Source organism: Achromobacter sp., from assembly GCF_036567245.1.
GTDB lineage: Bacteria > Pseudomonadota > Gammaproteobacteria > Burkholderiales > Burkholderiaceae_B > Achromobacter.
On the sequence record NZ_DATCUY010000564.1, the window covers coordinates 1 to 3,098 of the forward strand.

At 60.0% G+C, this 3,098-nt stretch carries 5 protein-coding genes and 1 tRNA gene; 3 read left to right on the plus strand and 3 right to left on the minus strand.

All coding sequences use genetic code 11. From position 1 onward, the window contains the following. Window positions 1-478 (plus strand): glutathione S-transferase family protein (locus VIR09_RS23795; protein ID WP_332015084.1); only part of this gene is annotated, 478 nt, incomplete at its 5' end. Between the two features lie 53 nt (window positions 479-531). Here the strand turns inward: VIR09_RS23795 and VIR09_RS23800 are convergent. Together VIR09_RS23800 and VIR09_RS23805 are read right to left on the minus strand one after the other, a co-directional pair. Then, window positions 532-927: a type II toxin-antitoxin system VapC family toxin gene (locus VIR09_RS23800; RefSeq protein ID WP_332015085.1), complete on the minus strand. Its 396-nt coding sequence runs from the start codon at window positions 925-927 to the stop codon at window positions 532-534. Further along, the gene (locus VIR09_RS23805) at window positions 924-1,163 is read right to left on the minus strand and encodes a type II toxin-antitoxin system Phd/YefM family antitoxin (RefSeq protein ID WP_313461044.1); all 240 of its coding nucleotides are present in this window, start codon (window positions 1,161-1,163) and stop codon (window positions 924-926) included. Before VIR09_RS23805 ends, VIR09_RS23800 begins: the two co-directional genes overlap by 4 nt. A 247-nt stretch (window positions 1,164-1,410) precedes the next feature. Here VIR09_RS23805 and VIR09_RS23810 point away from each other — a divergent pair, with 247 nt between their 5' ends. Next, window positions 1,411-1,839, plus strand: coding sequence for a hypothetical protein (locus VIR09_RS23810; protein ID WP_332015086.1), 429 nt, complete (start codon window positions 1,411-1,413; stop codon window positions 1,837-1,839). A 408-nt stretch (window positions 1,840-2,247) separates the two neighbouring features. Here the strand turns inward: VIR09_RS23810 and VIR09_RS23815 are convergent. Continuing rightward, window positions 2,248-2,322: transfer RNA gene (locus tag VIR09_RS23815), tRNA-Arg, on the minus strand. Window positions 2,323-2,553: 231 nt separating this feature from the next. Between VIR09_RS23815 and VIR09_RS23820 the strand changes: the two genes are divergently transcribed. Beyond that, the coding region (locus tag VIR09_RS23820; RefSeq protein ID WP_332015087.1) for a c-type cytochrome at window positions 2,554-3,098 on the plus strand (545 nt) is incomplete at its 3' end.

The window sequence follows — 3,098 nt, forward strand, 5'->3', positions numbered from 1 at the left end:
CCTGGCCTTGAACCCCAACGGCAAGGTGCCGACGCTGACCGTGGACGGTGCGCCGCTGTTCGAAGCCTTGGCCATCCACCTGTGGCTGGGTGAGCGTTGGGGCGTCGAGCAGGGCTTGTGGCCCGCAGCCGGCACTCCGCAACGGCTGGCCGCCATGTCTTGGTGCACGTGGGCCTACGTGACGTATGGCGCGGTGATCTCGCGCCTGCATGTCGTCGCCCACGGCGACGAGCAAAGCCGCGATACCCGCCAGGCCGAGCGGGCCATCGCCGACCTGGATTCGCTGTTGGGGCTGCTGGATGCGCATCTGACGCGCCAGCCGTGGATGGTGGGCGACAAGTATTCGCTGGCTGACCTGGTGGTGGCGTCGGTGGTCGGCTACACCGCCTTTTTGGGCGCGCCGGTGGCCGCCCATCCGAAGGTGCAGGCATGGCTGAGCACGGTCAAGGCCAGGCCGGCGATGCAAGGCGAGGTCTGAAGTCCAGCAAAAAGGGCGTCCGTTGGGCGGCCTTTTGCATTGGCGGGGTAGCTTCACCAGATAGTCTGAACGTGCGGATAGTCCCGGATCTTCAAGTCGGCAGTGACGAGGGGCGCAGACAAGTGGCGCGCCGTAGCCACTATGAATCGGTCGGCGGGGTCTTTATGAAACTCGCCAGGAAGCTCAACCGACTGGACCGAAATCCGCACATCCACCGGCACGAAGCGCACAGCCGGAACCTGGACAACGGTATCCAGCCAAGCCGCCGCGTCCATGGTCAAAGCAAGGCGGCCAGCTTTGACCAGCATTGCCACTTCCCACGCTGTGATAGCCGAGATCAAGATCTCGCCGTCCTGGCCCTCTGCCTCGATTGCCTCCCGTGCAGCACGACTGAGCTGAGAGTTGCCCGAAACCCACCAGACCAGGGCATGGGTGTCCAGCACGATCATTGAGCGGCCTCCCACGAGTCCTCGCCAATCGGCGACAGCGGATCATCAAACCGCACGACGGACCCGCGCAGCACCGCCAGCGGATCCCGATCCATCGCCCGGTAGGGGCGAATTTCCAACGCGGGCTTGCCGTGATCGGTCACGACGATGGGTTCCCCCGTTGCTTCCACTTGCCGAAAAAACTCCAACGCCTTCGCCTTGAATTCGGTCTTTGATACGTGTTGGTGACTATGCATGATGCGCCCTCCAGGCGGTCATTTCGTATAGTCATTTTATCAGAAAAGACCATTTTATATAGTCATTTTTAGAATTATCCGAACGCCCGTCCGCTCTTGCACTCATCGAGGCCACCGCCGAGTGCCCCGGCGGGCATGCTCTTTATTCCTTCATTTCTCCAATTGGGTGTTCCGCAGCCATTACGACCAGAAGAGACTGGGTGCGCATGATTTCAGGTATCCAGCCCTTCCCTTCCAGCAATTGCTCATGTCCAAGCCGATTACTTCGCCCATCAGCCACAAAGCGGCAACGACGCTCAGCGAGTACGAGAACCTCTTGAACTCGCGGTGGCGCCCTTTGTATGGAAATCGCCCAATCGCGGAGATCTCCTATGAAGAGCTCGCGTTGGACGTAGCTGACTTTCCGCGCATGGCGGCCAAGACGTTCAACAACGTCATGACGCCAGCTCGGCAAGGTTGGGCTTTGGCGTTCAAGATGAGAAAAGTTCCGGAGAACATCACGCTGGAGATTGAAAGCCGTAAAGGCCAAGATCCAGAGCCAGATCCGCTGCTCATGTCAGAAGTGCTCCAAGTCGTCCAATACATCGGCGAACACTTCAATGCGACCTGGCGCAACTATTTCGAAGTCGCGCTCTTTACCGGTGTGAGGCCGTCAGCGCAGATCGCTCTTCAGTGACCTAGCGTGGATCTTTCCAGGGAGCAAATCCGAATCGACCGGGCACGAGTGAGGCGCCACAACAAGGCCGCCAAGACGTACAAGTCGCGCGACGTGGACCTACAGGGGCCAGCGCTGGAAGATATCAGACGCCAGAGGCAACTCACGTTTGAGCCTGGGGGCCATGTCTTCCTGAATCCTGAAACAGGAAAGCCTTTCGTCGATACGGCGGATGCGGTCCGAAAGGTGTTGCGCCCTACACTTGCCGCGCTGGGAATCCGGGAGGCAGCGCTATATGCGGAGCATTTGCCCCCACCAGAGGCCTAAAAGGACTCTGACGAACTCGCGTAGATTTGCGCGCTTTGGGCCCAAAGCGGGCCCAAAAGCGGGCCCAAAAACGGGCCCAAAAAACGTAAGTCCTTGATTCTGTGGCGCGCCCGACAGGAATCGAACCTGTATCAAGAGCTTCGGAAACTCTCATTCTATCCATTGAACTACGGGCGCAGCGCAAGGAGGCGACATTGTACCTAGTTTTCGCTAGCGCGCATGAAGTGGATCAAATCAGCTGTCAATCTCATCGAAAACCCCGCCACAGTCATTGGACGAGCGTCCCTGACACCGTTATATAATCCAGCGTTTGCTTGCAGGCGGATGCGTCACGGGTTCGCCAATTTGTGCAGTTACTGATTTTCTGTTGCCGCCGCCAGGCGCCCCACCCGTTAGCAGGATTTGGTCATGAGCAACGAGCAGGAACACATAGAAGAGCACTCCTCCCCCATCAAGACCCCCAAGCAACTGGTCGTCACGATCGTTCTATCTTTCGTGATTCCAATCGCCATCATCATCCTCCTGGTGAATATGGTGGTCACCGGCACCAAGGTCGGCGCCGGTTCCGATACGCTCACCGAAGAAGCCGTCACCAAACGGATCGCGCCGGTTGCGGGGTTCGCGCTGGTCGACGCCAACGCCCCCAAGGTCTTCAAGACGGGCGAGCAGGTTTTTGCCGCGGTCTGTACAGCCTGTCACACCGCCGGTATCGCCGGCGCGCCCAAGATGGGCGACAACGCAGCCTGGGCGCCGTTCATCAAGTCCGGCTACGACACCATGCTGAACGTGGCCCTGCACGGCAAGGGCGGCATGCCCGCCAAGGGCGGCAACCCCACGCTGTCCGACTATGAGGTCGCGCGCGCCGTGGTCTACATGGCGAACAAGTCCGGCGCCTCGCTGCCCGAACCGGCCGCTCCCGCCGAGGACGGCGCGAAGAAGGAAGCGGCTGCGGC